Origin of the sequence: Paenibacillus nuruki (genome assembly GCF_963311185.1) — a bacterium.
GTDB lineage: Bacteria > Bacillota > Bacilli > Paenibacillales > Paenibacillaceae > Saccharibacillus > Saccharibacillus nuruki.
Genome location: NZ_OY725677.1, coordinates 4,598,882 through 4,615,364, shown reverse-complemented (window position 1 = coordinate 4,615,364; position 16,483 = coordinate 4,598,882). Strand labels below are relative to the sequence as shown.

General features: G+C 39.4%; 15 protein-coding genes. 6 read left to right on the top strand and 9 right to left on the bottom strand.

Going from position 1 to position 16,483, the window contains the following annotated elements; all coding sequences use genetic code 11:
• The first annotated feature begins 162 nt into the window (after nucleotides 1–162).
• Nucleotides 163–1,980, top strand: a complete 1,818-nt coding sequence (gene kimA, locus RCP16_RS20480; protein WP_137223186.1) for a potassium transporter KimA — start codon at nucleotides 163–165, stop codon at nucleotides 1,978–1,980.
• 134 nt (nucleotides 1,981–2,114) lie between these two features.
• On the opposite strand, the gene RCP16_RS20475 is transcribed toward kimA, so the two are convergent.
• The gene (locus RCP16_RS20475; protein ID WP_308641203.1) at nucleotides 2,115–2,444 is read right to left on the bottom strand and encodes a hypothetical protein; all 330 of its coding nucleotides are present in this window, start codon (nucleotides 2,442–2,444) and stop codon (nucleotides 2,115–2,117) included.
• 180 nt (nucleotides 2,445–2,624) lie between these two features.
• Here RCP16_RS20475 and RCP16_RS20470 point away from each other — a divergent pair, with 180 nt between their 5' ends.
• Together RCP16_RS20470 and RCP16_RS20465 are read left to right on the top strand one after the other, a co-directional pair.
• Nucleotides 2,625–3,140, top strand: coding sequence for a hypothetical protein (locus RCP16_RS20470; protein ID WP_308641202.1), 516 nt, complete (start codon nucleotides 2,625–2,627; stop codon nucleotides 3,138–3,140).
• Between the two features lie 198 nt (nucleotides 3,141–3,338).
• Nucleotides 3,339–3,863 (top strand): hypothetical protein, encoded by a 525-nt coding sequence (locus RCP16_RS20465; RefSeq protein ID WP_137223192.1) that lies wholly within the window; start codon nucleotides 3,339–3,341, stop codon nucleotides 3,861–3,863.
• 81 nt (nucleotides 3,864–3,944) lie between these two features.
• On the opposite strand, the gene RCP16_RS20460 is transcribed toward RCP16_RS20465, so the two are convergent.
• On the bottom strand, nucleotides 3,945–4,901 hold the full coding sequence (locus RCP16_RS20460; RefSeq protein WP_308641201.1) for a DMT family transporter: 957 nt from the start codon (nucleotides 4,899–4,901) through the stop codon (nucleotides 3,945–3,947).
• Nucleotides 4,902–5,083: 182 nt separating this feature from the next.
• On the opposite strand from RCP16_RS20460, the gene RCP16_RS20455 reads away from it, so the two are divergent.
• Nucleotides 5,084–6,559 carry an aminotransferase-like domain-containing protein gene (locus RCP16_RS20455; protein WP_308641200.1) on the top strand — a complete coding sequence of 492 codons (1,476 nt, stop codon included), beginning with the start codon at nucleotides 5,084–5,086 and terminating at the stop codon, nucleotides 6,557–6,559.
• Here the strand turns inward: RCP16_RS20455 and RCP16_RS20450 are convergent.
• Nucleotides 6,543–7,361 (bottom strand): hypothetical protein, encoded by an 819-nt coding sequence (locus RCP16_RS20450; RefSeq protein WP_308641199.1) that lies wholly within the window; start codon nucleotides 7,359–7,361, stop codon nucleotides 6,543–6,545. The two genes, RCP16_RS20455 and RCP16_RS20450, sit on opposite strands and share 17 nt — an antisense overlap.
• Before the next feature lie 411 nt (nucleotides 7,362–7,772).
• Here RCP16_RS20450 and RCP16_RS20445 point away from each other — a divergent pair, with 411 nt between their 5' ends.
• Complete coding sequence (locus tag RCP16_RS20445; protein WP_241669352.1) at nucleotides 7,773–8,735, top strand: TRM11 family SAM-dependent methyltransferase; 963 nt, start codon at nucleotides 7,773–7,775, stop codon at nucleotides 8,733–8,735.
• Nucleotides 8,736–8,807: 72 nt separating this feature from the next.
• Here the strand turns inward: RCP16_RS20445 and RCP16_RS20440 are convergent, their stop codons facing one another.
• Together RCP16_RS20440 and gpmA are read right to left on the bottom strand one after the other, a co-directional pair.
• Entirely contained in the window at nucleotides 8,808–9,365 is a 558-nt protein-coding gene (locus tag RCP16_RS20440) for a hypothetical protein (protein WP_273592658.1), read from the bottom strand.
• Nucleotides 9,366–9,377: 12 nt separating this feature from the next.
• A complete protein-coding gene (gene gpmA / locus RCP16_RS20435) occupies nucleotides 9,378–10,127 on the bottom strand; it encodes a 2,3-diphosphoglycerate-dependent phosphoglycerate mutase (RefSeq protein WP_308641198.1) in 750 nt (249 codons plus the stop codon).
• Nucleotides 10,128–10,315: 188 nt separating this feature from the next.
• Between gpmA and RCP16_RS20430 the strand changes: the two genes are divergently transcribed.
• Nucleotides 10,316–11,653 (top strand): DUF2252 domain-containing protein, encoded by a 1,338-nt coding sequence (locus RCP16_RS20430; RefSeq protein ID WP_308641197.1) that lies wholly within the window; start codon nucleotides 10,316–10,318, stop codon nucleotides 11,651–11,653.
• 98 nt (nucleotides 11,654–11,751) lie between these two features.
• Here RCP16_RS20430 and RCP16_RS20425 read toward each other — a convergent pair whose 3' ends face one another.
• From RCP16_RS20425 to RCP16_RS20410, 4 genes are all read right to left on the bottom strand, one after another.
• Nucleotides 11,752–13,137 (bottom strand): amidohydrolase family protein, encoded by a 1,386-nt coding sequence (locus tag RCP16_RS20425; RefSeq protein ID WP_273592659.1) that lies wholly within the window; start codon nucleotides 13,135–13,137, stop codon nucleotides 11,752–11,754.
• A 204-nt stretch (nucleotides 13,138–13,341) separates the two neighbouring features.
• Nucleotides 13,342–14,166: a carbohydrate ABC transporter permease gene (locus RCP16_RS20420; RefSeq protein WP_308641196.1), complete on the bottom strand. Its 825-nt coding sequence runs from the start codon at nucleotides 14,164–14,166 to the stop codon at nucleotides 13,342–13,344.
• On the bottom strand, nucleotides 14,166–15,035 hold the full coding sequence (locus RCP16_RS20415) for a carbohydrate ABC transporter permease (RefSeq protein ID WP_069328032.1): 870 nt from the start codon (nucleotides 15,033–15,035) through the stop codon (nucleotides 14,166–14,168). Before RCP16_RS20415 ends, RCP16_RS20420 begins: the two co-directional genes overlap by 1 nt.
• A 24-nt stretch (nucleotides 15,036–15,059) precedes the next feature.
• Nucleotides 15,060–16,298, bottom strand: a complete 1,239-nt coding sequence (locus tag RCP16_RS20410) for an ABC transporter substrate-binding protein (protein ID WP_069328031.1) — start codon at nucleotides 16,296–16,298, stop codon at nucleotides 15,060–15,062.
• Between the last annotated feature and the right edge of the window lie 185 nt (nucleotides 16,299–16,483).

Here is a 16,483-nt window from a genome sequence, read left to right as displayed (position 1 = left end):
GGGGATGACTTTTTACAAAGCTAGAGTATAATGATATACGCTTGCCTTAAAAGCTAGCTTAAACAAGCATTGTTTTTCATGCTTGGCTTGTACGAAATGAGTATCTATAACATGTAAACTAATTAGTCTTTCCAAATTTCAAGAAATGAAGGTGTGCACAAGATGTTGGGTAAGTTCAAGCGTATATTAATCGGAAGGCCGATGAAGTCAGCAGAACTCGAAGCTGAAAAATTAGGTCGGCTCAAAGCATTAGCGATTCTTTCTTCCGATGCGCTATCCTCGGTGGCATACGGAACAGAGCAAATTTTGCTTGTCCTCATGGTTGCTGGATTTGCGGCTTTATGGTATTCGGTTCCAATCTCTATCGCCGTACTCGGTTTGTTGGTTATTCTGATTATTTCGTATCGTCAGACGATTTTTGCGTATCCGACAGGTGGTGGCGCTTATATTGTCGCCAAGGATAATATCGGTAAAGCACCTAGCTTAATAGCAGGGGGATCTTTACTTGTTGATTATATCCTAACCGTAGCCGTAAGTTCATCTGCTGGAACAGATGCAATCACTTCGGCTTTTCCAGTATTACATGATCACCGGGTTCTGATCGCGCTTGTCATGATTGTCTTTTTAACGATTATGAATCTGCGCGGTGTGACCGAATCTGCATCTGTACTCGCTGTTCCTATTTATTTGTTTGTTATCGCTATTTTTGTATTGATTATCACAGGTGTCATTCGTTATTTGACAGGCGGGATCGAAGCCGCAGCTCCGCAATTTGATAGCACCGTTTCGAATGTCAGTCTGTTCTTACTACTCAAAGCCTTTAGCTCAGGTTGTTCGGCATTAACCGGGGTAGAAGCCGTCTCCAATGCTATTCCTAACTTCCGTAAGCCTGCTGAAAAAAATGCGGCGGCTACACTATTGATGATGGGTATTATTTTGGGCGCAATGTTTATCGGTATTACATTACTAGCTTACTGGTACGGTATTCATCCAAGTGCAACCGAAACGGTTATTTCACAAATCGCACGAATGACGTTTGGCCATGGTACACTTTATTACATTATACAGGGTGTTACCGCATTGATTCTGTTTCTAGCAGCCAATACAGCGTACTCTGCGTTCCCGCTACTTGCTTTTATGTTAGCAAAAGATAAATACATGCCTCATATGTTTATGGTGCGTGGTGACCGTCTAGGTTTCTCTAACGGTATTATTATTTTGAGCGTATTGTCTGCATTGTTAGTGATTGTGTTTAAAGGCGATACTGAAAATCTGATTCCTTTGTATGCGGTTGGTGTATTTATTCCATTTACCTTATCGCAATTAGGTATGATGATTCGCTGGATTCGTCTGAAACCATCCAATTGGGGGTTAAAGTTAACGATTAATACAGTCGGTATGTTAACGACATTATCGATTACGTTAATCTTTATTTTCACCAAATTCTCGCAAGTCTGGGTTATCTTTATCTTCTTACCGTTGGTCGTGTATATTTTCTACAAAATCTATACGCATTATGAAAATACAGCAGAACAGTTACGAATCGATATCAAAGTTGATAAGCCAGAAGTGAAAGGCAATACGATTATTATTCCAGTGGCAGGGATTACACGCGTAGTAATGAATACAATCAGTTACGCCAAAACATTGTCTCCTAATGTACTTGCTGTCTATGTTGGTTTCGATGATGAAGCGATTCATAAGATGGAACAGAAATGGGAAGAATGGAATCCCGGTGTTCGTCTGATTGTACTGAAATCACGGTATCGCAGTATTCTAGGTCCTTTGCGCCGCTTTATAGATACGGTGGAATGGAAAACATCAGCAACCGATCATATTACCGTATTGATTCCGCAATTCGTCACTCATCACTGGTGGGAAACGATTCTGCATAATCAGACCAGTCTATTGATGCGTGCTTATCTGATCAACTACAAAGATGTCGTTGTTGCTACAGTTCCTTATCATTTGAATAAATAGATCATGGCATAGTTAAGAGCATATCTGTATGTAAAATATAAAAAAAGAGGTAGACCTTATACGAGGTCTACCTTTTTTTGTGGGCAAATTTACAGTTGAAGGATGAGCGTATACCTATATACGTCGCTATTCTGTTACTTTATTTTCATTTTTTCTACATTGTCTATCTTTTCATCCCAGACCATATACCAATTGGGCTTTGCTTCGTGGTCAACATCGGTATATATGCGGTACGTTGGTGCTTGGAACGTTTGTCGTTGAAGTAATTGAAAGGCTAGTGTTTCTGCCATTTTAGGATCATGACTACGGTACCCATCATATAACTTGCCGATCTCATTGTAGGCTCCACTGCTGATCCATTCATAGGCTTCTCGCTGAGTCTGAACTTCCATCGTCTCATCTGCCCAGCGTATCCAATCAGCCTTGTATTTAGGGGGCTGAAAGAAAGGTAACTCTTGATTCATAGCTAGCTCCTTTCTATCATACATGTCATTTTATTGGCACATAATAGCAATTGGCGATAACTATTCTGTTACTTTACATGACTATATTGTTGTTTTACAAGTGCCTGTCATGTATTGAATAATAACTCTAGATGATACATAGTCGTCTATTCAATATATGAATCTTTGGAGGCATTTAATATGAACAATACAAAAGCACTAAAAATCATGGTCACTTCTGTTCTCGCTTTATCGATTTCGATTCCTGCCTTATCTGTGTCTGCACAAGCAACTACTGTGAAAGCCACTACTACCCAAACAGCAACTCCAGCTAAAGTTGATCATTTAACTGCTGAACAAGAAAAAAGTCTTATACATGTCGCTGGCTTTGATAATGTAAAACAATTTACCGGATTCTATGCTAACTTGCGTCGTGCAGTAGCGCAAAATAATAAAGAAGCCGTAGCACAACGAATCTCTTATCCTTTATCAATCTATAGCAATAGCAAAAAAAGAAGTATTTTGAATAAAAAACAGTTTATTGCGGAGTACGATAAAATCATGACGACTGAAGTTAAAAAAGCACTGGCTAATCAACGCTTAGACGAATTATTTATACGTGATCAAGGGGTTATGGTTGGTAATGGTGAAATATGGATGGCTATTCTAGATAACAAACTAGGTGTCTATACGATTAATCAGCAAATACATCAGTAATTACATCACAGCAATGACTTGAATATAAAAAGCTGTGTATATACTTAATCTAGCTTGTATAGCATGATGCCCATTCTTTTAATTTGCTATTATTTTACGATATTGTTATTTTATAAGAGATCGCATGATATTGAATAACAGCTTTAGACACATGTTTATTGTTTATTAAATATAATGACTCTCAAGGAGGTAATCATAATGAATCGTAAAAAAGGAATCACGATAGTCATGACTTCAATGTTGGCGGTAACCCTCTCTATGCCTGCATTCTCAGCATCTGCACAAACGAATACCACTACGACTGAACCTACGGTCTCTACAGTAGCTTCTAAAGAAACGACCACTCCTATCAAAGCGGATCAATTAACCGCTGAACAACAAAAAAGACTGGTCAGTGTCGCTGGATTCGATAATGTAAAACAGTTTACAGGATTCTATGCGAATCTACGTCGTGCAGTAGCTAAAGGGAATAAAGAAGCCGTTGCTAAACGGATTTCTTATCCTTTAGTGATTAACAGTAGTAACAAAAAAAGAAGTATTCTAAACCAGTCGCAATTTATCACCGAATACAATACCATTATGACGGCTAAAGTTAAAAAAGCATTAGCTAATCAACGATTAGATGAATTATTTATACGTGATATGGGTGTCATGATTGGTGATGGCGAATTATGGATCGCTCCTGTGAACAACAAGCCCGGTATTTATGCGATTAATCAATAATGTTAATGTTATACGCTGATCATTAGACAAAAAGATCTCCTAACCGATAGGAGGTCTTTTTTTGATTTAGTCTATTTTGATTTAGTTTTTGTACACTTTCACAATAGGCACCTTTTTATCTCGTGAGGCTTTATCCCATTGGCTGGCAAATAAAGAACGTAATGTCTCAATATTGGTCAAGATCACCCCGATCAGAATAATCAAGGCTCCTACCCCCATCACCCAATTGAGTGGTTCTTTATAGATCAACCATCCCAGTACCAGTGCAATAATCGGTGAAATGTATAACCATGTGGATGGAAATACCGGATTCGTTCGTGAAATTAACCAGTAAAATAGCGTGTGTCCACCCATAGATCCCAGTACAATTAAATACAGCAACGAACCGATTGCTGCGGAATTGAACATCGTTTCCATATGTATTTGACCCCGTTCGGTAATCAAAGACAGTACCAATAACATCCATCCTCCGTGCATCATCTGAGCGGCATTTTGTGCAATCGGTGAACTTCCCTGTAATTTAGAAACCACTTGTTTGGAATAAACAGCTCCTGCTGCGTAGCCGAACTCCCCCAATACGACAACCAGACAAGCAATTACCCATAGGGCATGATACTGACCGGATAACCCCGGTAACATCAGTAGAGCAACTCCAACTAACCCGATCATCGCTCCGATAAATGAAATACTCGGTACTTTATCTTTCAATACCACTGATCTTATCAATAAAATAATAGCGGGACCGGTTGCAGACAGAACAGCACCTACACCAGACGTAATATATTGTTCAGCCCAATATAAAGCTGCAAATGTAAAAAAGGTTAATCCTGCGCCAATAAACAGTGTTTCTTTGCGTAGTAATAAAGAGAAACTGATCTTTTTACGTGCATACATCCAGATCATTAAGATCAATCCTGCTGCTAAAAAACGAACTCCTGCGGAAAAGAAAGGCGGTAATCCTGCATCGACCCCGATCTTAATCGCTAGAAATGTGGTTCCAAAAATTAAGCACATTATTGCATACCCCAGTAATACCATCTTCCATTCCTCCTCTGTGTTCTGTTATTGTAAAGGAAGATCAACAGAACAGATGCCATACCATAGAACAGATGGGGATATCTTGGTCTGGATGCAGGTTACACTACATGTACTTTTAGTTTGATTTTGCTTATTCGGGATATCTGTTTGTACCCTGTTATCAATTAGGAAGGAATGTTTATATGACAAATAAACCACTCACTGAACCGCAAAAAAAACAATCCGATTCCATCGTGGATACTGTATTATCTGGACAACATGGGAAACATTCTTTTCAAACGGTCTATACGTATATCCATACACGTATTCAGCGTGGAGACTGGCAAGCACACGCTAAGTTGCCTTCTGTTCGTCAACTAGCAGAAGATACAGGGATGCACCGCTTAACGATTTTCAAAGCGTATCAGCATCTTAAAGATGATGGTCATGTCTATGCCCGTGACAAATCCGGTTATTATGTGCAACCACCTACGTTACAAGTGTTAACCAATGAAGCTGAATTAGGTCTGCCTTTATTTCAAGGAAATCTAGGCGATCTGCATCGGATTCAAGTCAAATATCAATTTTCTCAAGCTCTGATTACACCGAATTTACTACCAAATCACTATTTTGCTGAATATGTGAAACAGGTATTCGATCTGTATCCCAAGTTGCTCGGTACGTATGCACCTGCACAGGGTGATCTAGAGCTCAGAGAAATGCTTCAACACTATTTTACAGATACTTCTCAATTTCATGTTCATGCCGATGAAATTCTTATTACAACAGGTGCTCAACAAGCGATCTCACTCATTGCTGAAGTATGGATACGCCCGGGTGATCATGTGCTGATCGAATCGCCTGCGTATGCCAGTGCTTTAGATGTTTTTCAGCAAAAAGGAGCTCGATTGGTTCCAATGACAATCGATGCTAACGGTTATGATCTAGCTCAGATCGAACAAGCGATGAAGCAATATAAACCGCGCTTCTTTTACCTTAATCCTACATTTCACAATCCTACAGGCATCTGTATCTCGGCAGAACAACGTAAACAACTGGTCGATCTAGCCGCTCAGTATCAGTGTCTATTGATCGAAGATGATACCTGTCAGGATATTTATTTTGGGCAAAAGCCACCGTTACCTTTATTTGCTTATGATACAGAAGGATATACGATCTATATTCGTAGCTTTAGCAAATACGTTTCTCCGGGACTGCGAATCGCTTGTATTGTCGCTAGACCGGAATGGTTTACTTCTCTACTGGCTGCCAAGTCACTCGCCGACGGAGGTACCCCTTTGCTCAACCAGAAAGTATTTTTGCATTATTTTACTTCAACACGGTTACAACAACATATCGAGAAATTACGGATCGCATTGCGAATTCGCTTCGAAATGATGGACGAAGAGCTCTCCTCAACCGGTTGGTATTATGAACCACCTCAAGGTGGATTTAATCTGTGGGTTCGATTACCCGATCATTTATCGGTTCCTGAACTACTCGCTCGTTGTCTCAAGCAATCGATCTCTTTTGTTCCCGGATCATTATTCGATCATCACGAATCATCCAAGCAATATATTCGCCTTTGCTTTTCTTTTGCCAGTGAACAAGAAATTCGTACTGGTATTCAGCAGTTAGTCGCCATTGCGAAAGATATGGAATCTAATTCTTCTGAATAGCTGAGCGATACGGTTCATCCCATACTATATTGGAAGACTTGGCTTGTAATATGCCTTGTTGGTACTCATAAGTTGTCGTCAGCTCACCCAAAACGTTCATCATACCCACTTGAACAGACGCAGCTACAACGAGGTGACCGTTTTCGATCTTGTATTGGCGTACAGCGCCTACTTCTACTCCGCTCTCTACAGAGGCGACAGGGTCTTGCAGTATCGAAGTCGGTAAAGTCATTTGGTTCTGATTCCATTGAAGTTCGATCTGTCCTGCATTGATCTCAGCTTGAAAATACTTATTCCAGGCATGTTGTCCATCTTCTACAGCAATCGATGTACCGTCTTGTCGATAGACTTTAACTTCTGTTTTGTAAATGCCTGTACCATAACCGTTCGTTAAGATCACTACCACTTCTGGCTGACCATCTCCATCAAGATCGGTTGAATAGACCTGTGGCGGATATTCTGGATTAACCACCTGAACGCCGTCTAACATGCAGTTGAATGTAGGTGTATGGATAGACATATTTTCATACGTACCATCTGATTTTTCTTTGCCACGGATCGTAATATGGAGAGCAGGCTCACTTGCGATTACTTTGGCATCTTCCATAATGTTAAATAAGTTGGATTGAGCTATTGGAAAATCTAATTGTTCTATATTAACAGTGTTCACCATCAAAGGTTCACCATTTTCAGTCACTTGTTGATTAGAATGGAACTTGGCTGCAGATACTGTTTCTAACGAAAGAGCACATAAAATAATCGTGATCATCAACCATTTTGTAGCGTTTTTCTTTATATTCAAAAGGAGTGCCTCCTTGATCGTTCGATATTCATATTTAATTTGAAGGTGAAAAGAATTCCAACGTGTGTCATGCTAGCTTCTATTACATGCTAAGCCTTAATCGATGTAATTACCAGAAAAAATTGCTGTTCACAGCAAGTTCCTTACAAATAAGTCGTAAATCATCACTTTTACTTTAGATTACCTACTATAACGGTTGAATAAACACGATTATTCTTAAAGAAATAAAAGTTGAAGAGTATAATGAAATTATTGTATTTTGAGAGCATACTGAAGATATGTAGTTAAAGGAAGTTCAGGTGTTCCACAATAGTGAATTGTTCCACATGAAACATTTTGCAAAACAGCGCTATTTTTGACTGATTTGCAGGAAATATAATTAGCCGATTGGGCTTAAAGGATGGACGACGATTGGATCAACAACATGCAAGTCCGCAATATATTTACACGTATTCTCATCGTCAAGATGAACATTCTCTTTGTTATTTGGAAATGAGATCTTTTTTCGGCAAAGAAACCGATCAATTTATTCTTAAAAGTGATGTAGCAGTCATGCCTAGTCGTAGCCCGTTTATCAAAGAACGGATTGAGATCCTATACGAAGGCGATACATTAGAAGAGATATATGCTCAAGCAGAACAGATCGATATGTTAGAAGAGACGTTCAAAGTCATTTTTGTCAAAATTAACGATCTGGATTCAGATCACAAAATCGAATATCAAGAACGGCTGGGGATTGAACGTGAAATTGGCATGCGGATTCATGGCGAAGCCGATGTGAAAAATCCTCAACATACGTTTGGTATAGTGCCTTTTGGTGGACGCTGGTATTTAGGTCATTATTTCAAAAATGAAGCTGTCTGGTTCCACAATATGCGCAAACCACAAAATTATTCGATTGCTCTGAATACCCGGCTAGCTAGAGCGGCTGCAAATATTCTAGTTCCTAATCCAGTCGGTATTCAAGCGATTGATCCTTGCTGCGGCATCGGTACTGTACTTGTTGAAGCCTTGTCGATGGATATCAACATTGTCGGGCGTGATATTAACCCGCATATTGCTCAAGGTGCACGAGCAAATATCAAGCATTTCGGCTTAAAAGGAGAAGTGACTTTAGGCGATATTGCTGATATTAACGAGCATTATGATGCGGCTATCGTGGATATGCCCTATAACTTATTTTCGACGACGACACCGGAAGAACAATTAAGTATTCTCAAACATGCACGCCGAATCGCAGATAAAGTAGTTGTGATTACGATTGAAAATATAGATGAGATGATAGCAGAGGCTGGATTCTCGATTACAGATCGCGGTGAAGCCAAAAAAGGAGCCAAAGGCGTCTTTTCCCGTCAGGTTCTCGTCTGCCATTAATTCAATCCAAATAACAACATGTCAAAAGCATCTATAGCGTAAATCCCTATAGATGCTTTTTGTTTATTCATTTTATGAGCGGGCTTGTAATGCATATTTGCGGAATATCCAGCTTAATATTACTTCTAATACCGTGTATATCAATAATCCTATAATCACAGAATATACATTAGCCCATTCTAAATGATATTTTATAGCAATAAAGATATATATTACTGCTATCACAATCCATAATATATTCATTATTCTTTGCCATATTTTTGTAAACAATTGCTTCCTAGCAGGTTCGATGACAAGAGGACCTGATAATAGCAAAGCAAATGTTAATGGAATCGTCTCTCCTAAAGATGCTGTATCTATCCACATCACTACTAAAAAAGTAATTAAATAGAGACTATAATAACGCATACATCTGCTAACATTAAATAATATACTTTCTGTATCTTGATTATAATGTCTCGTCACAATACAACGCATAACAAGTGTACTCAACACAACGCATATACATACGCCAGAAAAAACACTAGCTCTATATCCACTTTCTGAATAAATACGTGTGTATCCTAACGCCATAACTAAACCTACAATGATTAAAATTAAACTTGTTTTCAAATAAGGTTTGATACGCATTGTTCCGCCTTTCTATTCATTCACATTATGTGGATTAGCGACTTCATTGGTTTTGCGTTCAATATGTTCGTCTTCGCCTAGATAAAAACGGCGAATCGGATTGATATCATCATCTAACTCATATACTAATGGAATACCTGTTGGGATATTGAGATCGGTTAACGTCTTCTCATCAATATCTTCCAAATATTTAATTAAAGCACGCAGAGTGTTGCCATGAGCGGCTATTAAAATATGTTCTTTTTTCTGGATCAAAGGAACAATACAATCATGCCAGAACTCGCCCACTCGATCTACCGTGTCTTTGAGACTTTCACCATAAGGAATCTGATCGTCTGGAATCTGGTTATATCGCATCTCAAGACGAGGACTGCGTGAATCATCTTTTTTTAACAATGGAGGACGTACGGTTAGACTGCGTCGCCAAAGATGAAGTTGTTCTTCTCCATATTTCTCAGCAGTATCTATTTTGCTTAATCCTTGCAAAGCTCCATAATGACGTTCATTTAATTTCCAAGACTTCTGTTCAGGAATCCAAAGCAAATCCAATTCGTCCAATATGTAATGCATCGTCTGAATAGAACGTTTGAGTACAGAAGCAAAAGCGATATCAAATGTATACCCTGCTTCTTTAATTAATCGACCGGCTATTCTAGCTTCTTCTATACCATGGTCACTAAGCGCAACATCGGTCCAGCCTGTAAATAAATTCTGCTGATTATATACACTTTCTCCATGACGAACGAGAATGATTTTGTACATGAGTCGTTGCTCCTTTTCTTCTACTGCTTCTAATGGAGAAGTATCTATACTTCTTTAACCCACATTATGCTTTTAAAGAACCATTTGCAACAAACGCGCTTTACGACCATTTTAATGTACGCAATAAGGGTGAGAAAGTGATAGAATAAAACATATTTATACGGTTACATGATTAGGGGGAAATGAAGATGATACCAACCAATATGACAGAACAAGTTATACATACGCGTACTAAATTACGCAAAGAAACGCTTATTTCAGTATTAGATGAATTTGATAGCAAGATTATGATATTAAGCCCAACCAAAAGAGCTGAGAAATATCGCAAAATGAGTGCTACTGCTTTTTCCTTTTTTCGTGGAAGCTCGTATCTGTTTTACTTTGATGCGACAAGGCATTATTTCCCTTACCACACGTCAACCGAACGTCCTACATGGATTCAAGGTGATTTACATTTTGAGAACTTTGGAGCGTTTCGCAATGAATCGAAGCAGATTGTCTATGATGTAAATGATTTTGATGAAGGATATATCGGGTCCTATCTGTATGACGTGCTACGGATGTCGGTTAGTATAGCGTTGGTAGGCAGACAGCTACAATACACCGATGACCAACAATTGCATCTTTTAGAGCATTATATCAAAGGCTACCATAAGCAAATCACCTGTTTTGTTGAAGACAAAGATGATCCCGCTAAATTTGTGATGGACGAAAATAAAGCTAAAGGCCCTGTACGTAAGTTATTACGCAAGTTAGAAAAGCGCCGTAACGGTCATTTTCTTGAAAAAGTAACAGCGGTTATGCAAAGCGATCGAGTATTTCAAGAAACAGCTGAACTGGTTGTGCCTTCAGAGCAAGAACAATCTTTACTTGAGCAAGCATGGGCATTTTATCAACAGACATTGGTCTGTCATCAAGGTGAAGCCGATCATTATCGAATCAAAGATATTGCGATTAAGCATGGTTCAGGTACAGCTTCGATTGGACTTGATCGGTATTATGTATTGATCGAAGGTGGACTGAGCATAGAAGGCGAAGACGATGCTGTTTTGGAAGTCAAAGAAGTTCGCACACCGGTTCCTGCTTATTTCTTACCCTATGCTGAATCGTTCTGGCAGACATTCAGTCATCAAGGCAAACGGGTAACGACGACTCAACAAGCGATGCATCACAAGGCTGATCCTTATCTTGGATTTCTGACATTAGATGGACGAGACTTCTATGTACGGGAACGTTCTCCTTACAAAAAGCGTCTCAAATTAGAGGATATCGAAACGATGGAAGATATGGAAAGTGTACTGAGTACGATGGCTAAATTAACTGCCAAAATGCACGCCCGCGCAGATGCCGATGTAAACAAAGGCATCTTACCCTATCATAGTGAAAAAGAAATTCTAAAAGCGATGGGACGCAAACCGGACGCCTTTGTACAACATATTTCGCGTTGGGCTTTTGCTTATGCCGATCAGGTAGAGAAAGATTATGCTATTTTCTGCGAATGGGCTCAGACATTTCAACCGGAATAAATGATAACATCATCTATAACAGGGACAGTTCATCCTCAAGAGGAGTCTGTCCCTTTTTGGGTTGGTTCATATGACTTCCATTTAAATAATCCGATTGATTATGAATAGATCACTCGATCGGCATCACTTAGTACATGTTGTGTCTCCAGATACTCTCTACTTTCCAATACAAGACGGCGAATCCGTTCTAGATCCACACCTACCAATTGACCATGTTGCTTCATCAGTCGTCCACCAACAAATACAGTATCGACATTCGATGGATTGGTACATTGAACGACTGCACCTATGGGATCAATCACTGGAAATAGATTGAGATCGGTATTTAGATTCGAAGTACTAATCATAATGATATCCGCTTGTTTTCCCGGTGTTAGTTGACCAATCCGATCTTCTAACTTCAATGCTCTGGCTCCGCCTAAGGTAGCAAATTGAAGCACTTGAGCAGATAACAGATTTAACTCACCTGGCATATTGCCGCTATTCAGAATCTCTTCATTTACACGCGCACGTTCAGCCTGTAACATAAATTTCATTTGCGCAAATAAATCGCCACCTGTTGAAGTGACCACATCTACTCCTAATGATGGCATCCCGCCTTGTTCTAAGAAAAATCCGGTCGCTGGATATCCATGTCCCATCATCATCTCTACTTCTGGAGTGACCGACAACGATGCTCCTGCATCAGCAAGCATTTTGTATTCTTCGGTCTGCATTTTGTTACCATGTACCATATTCAAATCTGATCCAAGTAAGCCTGCTTCATACAGCTTGGTGACGGAACGATCGGCAGCTCCCCAGTTGCCAAATCCGATATGCATCGAACAGATGGCATCTAATTGACGAGCAATCCCAATCTCTGCAACTGTAGTCTCCCAGTGGCTAAATTCAGGACCACGAATTGCAAGCCCCATCGTCAGTAATTGATCACGTGAAGAGAAATATTGCTTTTTCACTCGCTCAGCATCCTCGATCATTAAGCGACTTTCACGATTCCAGTACGCTGTCTCTCCAGATACACCCAGTGCAAATACAGATCGAATCCCTGACTCTTGCAACCCACGTATCAATTCATCGGTGTGCTCTGGAGAATAAGGCATACTCCAATCCAGTACAGTCGTCACACCCGAATAGAGCGCTTCCAATGAACCTAGTAAGTTCGCAATATAACTATCTTGTGGACGCAATCGACTTCCGAGTCCACCATAGTATAGATTTTGCAAATAAACAGGTAGTGACCAATTCGTTCCGGCTGTACGCACAAGCGATTCCCACATATGACGATGCGTATCGACTAAGCCAGGCATGATAATTTGACCTGTAGCATCAATAACATGATAAGCGGATTCATCCACTTGTAGATTAGTTCCTATCGCTTCAATCGTTGAACCAGTAATCACTACATCTGCTTGTTTTAAGTTACCGATCTGATCATCCAGCGACAACACCGTACCCTTTTTTAAAATGTACCCTTTCTTCTCCATCTTTAATTCCTCCTTTTACCTTTTTTAAGAATAAATAGATGTTCTTTCTTTATCATACCTCTTTCTTGCATTCAACTCAATAAAAGGAAGTTACTTAACTTTATAAAGTATTATTGATGATGTGAATAAAGGTGAGTAATACAACAAAAAAGCCTTCACCGTTTATAGGCGAAGACTTTTGAAGTTGGCTAGTCAACAGTCATTTTATTTCACAGAACCGCGGGTAACTCCACTGATAATCCATTTTTGAGCAAATAGATAAATAATAATCATCGGCAACATCGCTAACAGATACGATGCAAAAGCTAGATTATAATCGGTATTGAATTGCCCTTGGAAAATATACTGTACCAGCGGTAGTGTATACATATTCTGATCACTAACAATAATCAATGGCAATAGGAAATCATTATACGTCGACAAACAGACGAGAATCCCTACAGTTGCATTAATCGGTGCCATCAATGGGAAAATAATGCGCCAGAATGTGCCCCAAGTGGTCGCTCCATCGACCGTTGCTGCTTCTTCAAGTACAGCCGGTATCGAACGAATATACCCTACATATACAAATACGTTAAATGCCAGCGCGTATACCGTATGCAAGATCGTCAGTCCCACCAGATTGGTCATATGTAGCGAAGATGTTAATTTAACAATCGGCAACATAATAATCGGAAATGGAATAAACATCGCACTCACAAAGTAGAAATATAACCCTTTAAAAAACTTGCGATCCATATTACGCCCGATCGCATAAGCCACCATCGAGTTGGTTAATAGGGTCAAAATAACAGTCGCTGTCGTGACTAATGCACTGTTACGAAATGCTTGGAAAAAGTTCGTCAATTCTATCGCACTTGCAAAATTATCAAATCGCCATGTGGTGGGTAATCCGAATAACGATTGAGACATTTGCTGTGGATCTTTGAGCGCAATCGTGATCGCCATATATAAGGGGAAAAGAACCACGATCGTGCCGAGAGCGATAAGAATATTAACGGTCCAGTTGGTACGTTTATATGTTTCCATTACATATCCATCTCCCTTCTTTGCAGGAATCGGATCTGAAGAATAGAGATGACTGCGATAACGATAAAGTAAATGACCGAGTTCGCTGATTGATACGCAAATTCGCCGCCTTCAAACCCACCGGTATAGATTAAGAAGGAAATCGATTGTGTCGCACGACCCGGTCCACCATTGGTCAAAGCTACGATCTGATCAAACACCATCAATGCATTCTTCATCGCTAATACCATATTGATCGTAAAAAATGGAGCGATTAGTGGAAACGTGATACTCCAGAATTCACGCCATTTGCCTGCGCCATCCAGACTGGAAGCCTCATACAGATCACCAGGAATCGTCTGTAATCCTGCTAGATAAAGAATCGTATTCAGAGCAATCCCTTGCCATACTGCAACAATAACGATCCCGATCCAAGCCAGACTTTCGTTACCAAGTATATTTGTCGATAATGCATTGATTCCGAGTGATTGTCCCCATACTGTAAATACATTAGAGAACAGGTAATTAAATATGTAACCCACGATCAATACACTCAAAATATTAGGTAAAAAATATACCCCTCTAAAAAAATTACGGAATTTGATACGTGAGTTTAATCCAACAGCGATCAATAAGCTGAAGATGTTAATAAAAATCGTTACAACTACCGCATATTTAATCGTAAACCAGTAAGCTTCACCCACAACATTATCTGTAAATAAACTGACGTAATTGCGAAAACCTACAAAATCATATTCTTTACCAAAACCGTTCCAGTTGGTAAACGAATAAAAGATCCCTTGAATCGCAGGTAAAGTTAGAAATAAGAAAAACAACAATACCGCAGGAATCGTCATCCAATAATAAGTCGCCATGCGTTTGGTAGACATCAGATCACTCCTTCCATTTCTCGATTAGCTTGCTCTTCGTGCCGCTACTTTATCCCACTCTTTATCCAGTGTGCCGAGGAAGCCATTAATATCTTTATTTTGCAAAAAGGCTTGTACAGTTGGATTCAATTGAACAGCGCTTGGAATATAGTGATCGACAAAATCGACAATCTTACCCTGTTCAAAATAAGGCAGTAATTCCGCGACACTCTCATCTTTTTGCTGTACACCGTTCACAGCCGAGAACAAGTTTTGCTGGTCAATATATTGTTGGCTATTTTCTTTTTGCAATAAGAACGAAATAAATTCTTTGGCTTGTTCAGGATGTTCGGTCTGATTTGAAATCGCCAGTAATGTATCAATCCCTGCGGTCAATTTATTTTTGGATTCATCGTTACTACCGGGTAGTGGGAAAAATCCTAATTTAATATCTGGATTGACTTTGCGAATCTCAGAGATCGCCCAGCTTCCTTGAATATACATCGCCGCTTCGCCATTACCAAAAGCACGATTACCATCCGAATATGCTTTACCAAAATTATCATTATGACCGTAATTAAGTAATTCCAACTGCTTTTTAGCGACTTCTTGATACGCTTGGACAAATGTCGTTTTGTTTTCACGACGCTCTTTGTAGAAGTCTGTACCGACTAATGTACCGCCCATCGCATTGAAAGGTAGATTGGTCTGCCAATCGTCTTTGTAAGTGAAATAGAAAGGAATGGTTCCTCCTGCTTTCGCTTTTTTAGCTGTAGCAATCAGTTGATCCCATGTTTTGGGTACAGATAACCCTAGCTTTTTGAAAATATCTTTATTGTAGATGATACCGTTTGCATTTAACGCAAAAGGAACCCCTGTCACTTGATCCATACCTGTAACGTCTTTGAGCATTTGTGCATATTTCGGATCAATATTTTGCAATAACGAATCGCCCGTTAAATCCATAAAAATATCACTTTTAGCGAGTAACGAATATGTATCAGTAGCACCCAAACCGACAATATCAGGAATATCATTTTTGACGACTCGTGTTTTGAGTACCGTCTCTGCATCAGGTGGATTCACTTGAGATACATGAATATCCGGATGTTCTTGATTGAACTTGGTAATCAGTTCATCGAAGCTAGCTTTAGCCTCCGGCTTATTTTGGAAAAATTCGAGTTGTACAACTCCATCCTTGGTTCCACTGTTATTCAGACCACAAGCGGATAATATACCACTTAGCAATAGCCCGATCAGCAACATACTCCCCCATCTTTTCATTTACTCATTCCCTCCTCAAACTCTTTTACTTGCATAAACAATATAAACAAAAAATACCCTATTCCGACAAAAAGGAAACGATTTCAACAAATTTATACCCTATTTTAATCCTTTTAAAAGCCTAAAAAGCATAGTCTCAAAAAAATATTTCCCATTTTTGACACCTTTTCTTATCAAATACAGTA

Excerpts from the sequence above, each read along its gene's own strand:
- kimA (WP_137223186.1), top strand. The coding sequence starts at position 163 with ATGTTGGGTAAGTTCAAGCGTATATTAATCGGAAGGCCGATGAAGTCA.
- RCP16_RS20475 (WP_308641203.1), bottom strand. The coding sequence starts at position 2,444 with ATGAATCAAGAGTTACCTTTCTTTCAGCCCCCTAAATACAAGGCTGAT.
- RCP16_RS20470 (WP_308641202.1), top strand. The coding sequence starts at position 2,625 with ATGAACAATACAAAAGCACTAAAAATCATGGTCACTTCTGTTCTCGCT.
- RCP16_RS20465 (WP_137223192.1), top strand. The coding sequence starts at position 3,339 with ATGAATCGTAAAAAAGGAATCACGATAGTCATGACTTCAATGTTGGCG.
- RCP16_RS20460 (WP_308641201.1), bottom strand. The coding sequence starts at position 4,901 with ATGGTATTACTGGGGTATGCAATAATGTGCTTAATTTTTGGAACCACA.
- RCP16_RS20455 (WP_308641200.1), top strand. The coding sequence starts at position 5,084 with ATGACAAATAAACCACTCACTGAACCGCAAAAAAAACAATCCGATTCC.
- RCP16_RS20440 (WP_273592658.1), bottom strand. The coding sequence starts at position 9,365 with ATGCGTATCAAACCTTATTTGAAAACAAGTTTAATTTTAATCATTGTA.
- gpmA (WP_308641198.1), bottom strand. The coding sequence starts at position 10,127 with ATGTACAAAATCATTCTCGTTCGTCATGGAGAAAGTGTATATAATCAG.
- RCP16_RS20430 (WP_308641197.1), top strand. The coding sequence starts at position 10,316 with ATGATACCAACCAATATGACAGAACAAGTTATACATACGCGTACTAAA.
- RCP16_RS20425 (WP_273592659.1), bottom strand. The coding sequence starts at position 13,137 with ATGGAGAAGAAAGGGTACATTTTAAAAAAGGGTACGGTGTTGTCGCTG.
- RCP16_RS20420 (WP_308641196.1), bottom strand. The coding sequence starts at position 14,166 with ATGGAAACATATAAACGTACCAACTGGACCGTTAATATTCTTATCGCT.
- RCP16_RS20415 (WP_069328032.1), bottom strand. The coding sequence starts at position 15,035 with ATGTCTACCAAACGCATGGCGACTTATTATTGGATGACGATTCCTGCG.
- RCP16_RS20410 (WP_069328031.1), bottom strand. The coding sequence starts at position 16,298 with ATGAAAAGATGGGGGAGTATGTTGCTGATCGGGCTATTGCTAAGTGGT.